The sequence below is a fragment of the Actinoplanes sp. NPDC051633 genome (assembly GCF_040681735.1).
Taxonomy (GTDB): domain Bacteria; phylum Actinomycetota; class Actinomycetes; order Mycobacteriales; family Micromonosporaceae; genus Actinoplanes.
In genome coordinates, this window is sequence record NZ_JBFAZH010001116.1 from 1 (window position 1) to 2533 (window position 2533).

General features: G+C 72.0%; 2 protein-coding genes. Both read left to right on the plus strand.

Going from position 1 to position 2533, the window contains the following annotated elements; all coding sequences use genetic code 11:
- On the plus strand, positions 1-1256 hold a 1256-nt coding region (locus AB0M20_RS37755), incomplete at its 5' end, for a hypothetical protein (RefSeq protein WP_364305626.1).
- Positions 1253-2467: an ATP-grasp domain-containing protein gene (locus AB0M20_RS37760; RefSeq protein ID WP_364305627.1), complete on the plus strand. Its 1215-nt coding sequence runs from the start codon at positions 1253-1255 to the stop codon at positions 2465-2467. The genes AB0M20_RS37755 and AB0M20_RS37760, both read left to right, overlap by 4 nt.
- Positions 2468-2533 lie beyond the last annotated feature (66 nt).

Below are 2533 nucleotides of genomic sequence, written 5' to 3' on the forward strand. Positions count from 1 at the left end.
CGGCGGGGGCCGGGTGGGTCCTTGTGGTGTTTGTCCCGGCTTTCTCCGCACCTTCCTGGGGGCTGCCCACCCCCGGGTCGGGGCCCACCGCCGCCGCGCTGCCCGGCGTGCGGCTCGCGGTCATCACCTCCGAGCCGGCCGAGCGACTGCCGCCCGTGCTCCGGGAGCGCCTCGACGGCCACTGGCGGGTGGACGACGCGCTCGACCCCCGCCAGCTCGCCGAGGCGGTGACCGGCCTCGGCCGCCAGATGGGACGGGTGGAACGCCTGATCGGCGCGCTCGAGCAGCTTCAGGTTCCGCTGGCGTACGTGCGGGAGACGCTCGGCATCGAGGGCATGGACGTGCAGACCGCGCTCAACGTGCGGGACAAGGCCCGGATGAAGTCGGTGCTGCACGCGGCCGGTGTGCCGTGTGCCCGGCACCAGTTGGTGCGGACTCCCGCCGAGGCGCTGACCTTCGCCGACGAGGTCGGGTTCCCGCTGGTGGCCAAGCCGCCGGCCGGCGCGGGTGCGCAGGCGACCTACCGGCTGGACGACCCGGCCGCGCTGCGGAGCTGGCTCGCCGCGATCCCGCCCGGTCCGGACGCGCCCGGCCTGCTCGAGGAGTTCCTGGTCGGCGAGGAGCACACCTTCGACAGCATCACGATCGGCGGGCAGACGATCTGGTCGTCGGTGTCCGACTACCTGCCGCCACCACTGGAGGTTCTCCGCAACCCGTGGATCCAGTGGACGGTGCTGCTGCCCCGCGAGATGGCGGACCCGGCGTACGACGGGATCTGGTCGGCCGGACCGGCCGCGCTGCGCGCGCTCGGCGTCCGCGACGCCCTCACCCACATGGAGTGGTTCCGGCGCCCCGACGGGTCGGTGGCGATCTCCGAGGTCGGGGCCCGCCCGCCGGGCGCCCAGATCACGTCGATGCTCGGCTACGTCCACGATGTCGACTTCTATCGCATCTGGGCGGAGTTGATGCTGCTCGACCGGTTCGACCCGCCGGAGCGCAGGTACGCCGCCGGCACCGCCTATCTGCGCGGCCAGGGCCGTGGCCGGGTCGGCGCGGTCCACGGCGTCGACAAGGTGCAGGCCGAGCTCGGCCACCTGGTCGTGGAGGCCAAGCTGCCGCAACCCGGCCAGCAGGCGTCGTCGAGCTACGAAGGCGAGGGGTACGTGATCGTCCGCGACCCGGACACCGAGGTGGTCCGGGATGCGCTGCGCCGCATCGTCACCGGAATTCGCGTCGAACTGGTGGAGCAGGAATGAACGTCGTGATGCTGTCACCCGGATATCCGGCCGAGATGGCCTACTTCACCCGGGCCCTGGCCGCGGTCGGCGCGACGGTGATCGGCGTCGGGGATCAACCGCCGTCCGAGCTGCCCTCGGCCGCCCGGGACGCCCTGGCGCACTACGAGCACGTGTCGCTGGCCGACGAGAACGCGGTGCTGGCCGCCCTGCACGGCCTGGCCCGGTACGCCCGGATCGAGCAGGTGGAGTGCCTCTGGGAGCCGTACATGCTGCTCGCCGCGCGGATCCGGGAGTCGTTCGGGCTGCCCGGCCTGTCGGTCGCGCAGACGGTGCCGTTCCGGGACAAGGAACGCATGAAGCAGGCGATCGACGCCGCCGGCATCCGCACCCCCCGGCACGCCGCCGCCACCAGCGTCCACGGTGTGTGGGAGGCCGCCGAGCGCATCGGCTACCCGCTGATCGTCAAGCCGATCGCCGGCGCCGGCTCGGCCGACACCTATCGCATCGACGGCCCGGAGGAGCTGTCGACGGTGCTGCCGCTGCTGCGGCACGTGCCCGAGGTGAGCGTGGAGGAGTTCATCGACGGCGAGGAGTTCACGTACGACACCATCTGCGCGAACGGTGCCGTCCTGTTCGAACACATGCTGTGGTACCGGCCCCGCCCGCTGCAGATGAAGCAGCACGAGTGGATCAGCCCGGTGTCGCTGTCGCTGCGCGACCTCGAGGTGCCCGACCTGCGGGCCGGCCGGGAGATGGGCACGGCGGTCATCGCGGCGCTGGGCTTCACCACCGGCTTCACCCACATGGAGTGGTACCGCAAGGACGACGGCGAGGCCGTCTTCGGCGAGATCGGCGCGCGGGTGGCCGGGGCCCGGGTGGCCGACCTGATGAACTACGCGACCGACGGCGACGTGTACGTCGCATGGGCCGAGGCGGTCGTGCACGGCCGGCTCTCCAAGCCGCTGGAACGCCGGTACAACGCCGGTGCGATCTTCAAACGGGCGCAGGGCGCCGGCGCGATCACCCGCGTGGAAGGGCTGGACAAGCTGCTCAGCGAGTACGGCGACGCGGTGGCCATGATCGACCTGTTGCCGATCGGCGCGCAGCGCCGGGACTGGCAGGCCACCGTGGTCAGCGACGGCTCGATCATCGTGCGGCACCCCGAGCTGCAGCGGGTGATCGAAATGACCGAGCGGTTCGCCGCCGACCTGCAGATCTACGCCGGCTGAGATGTCGGATCTGCGTGCCGCAATGGCACGGGTGCTGCCCGGCATCCGGGCCGACCTGGAGTCGCT

Excerpts from the sequence above, each read along its gene's own strand:
- AB0M20_RS37760 (WP_364305627.1), top strand. The coding sequence starts at position 1,253 with ATGAACGTCGTGATGCTGTCACCCGGATATCCGGCCGAGATGGCCTAC.